The organism is Vibrio sp. R-1 (assembly GCF_035615595.1).
Classification (GTDB): domain Bacteria; phylum Pseudomonadota; class Gammaproteobacteria; order Enterobacterales; family Vibrionaceae; genus Vibrio; species Vibrio cholerae.
Map to the genome: position 1 here is coordinate 1 of NZ_WPDC01000288.1, position 552 is coordinate 552.

A 552-nucleotide genomic window follows, 5' to 3' on the forward strand; every position below is an offset into this window, starting at 1 on the left:
CTCAAGTTAGGCCACATACTCAACCAACCCTTTGACTTTACTCGATTTTCGAAGATTCCATATGTTCGTTTAGGGTTATGTGTGATGAAACATTGAAATAAACTCTCGAAACCAAAGGCTGATATACATTCGTAACGATCGTGCTCGACTTTTCTCACTGCTACCGCAGTTTCTTTTTCAGGCCAATAACTCATGGCATCCAATGTGCTTTGGTAAGGATTGTCGCCATTTTGTAAGTGCATCTTAGCTTGATTTTTCACTTGCCAATTGAGCTCGGGCATTTGCTCCGACAACTTGAGTTCAAGTGATTTTTCATAATCTGAATCTAAACAATCGGCATCGAAGAAAATAACGTCAATATCGTTTAATGGCGTCAGCTTTACGTTGTGATGTAAAGAGTCCCAGACAAGGTTTCGCACAAAACCTGCGGCTATGTAGCATTGAGGCAATTCAAGCTGATAAACACATTCTAGTGCTTCAAGTCGAATGGGATCTTTTCTAATTAAATCAACGATGGCTTTCATTTTCACCTTGCGCCATAACGCCCGCCTA

Annotated in this window: 1 protein-coding gene; it reads right to left on the reverse strand. The window is 40.8% G+C overall.

The features are described from left to right. Positions 1 to 524: nucleotidyltransferase family protein (locus tag GOU96_RS18165; protein WP_267784143.1), on the reverse strand; the 524-nt coding region annotated here is incomplete at its 3' end. Between the last annotated feature and the right edge of the window lie 28 nt (positions 525 to 552).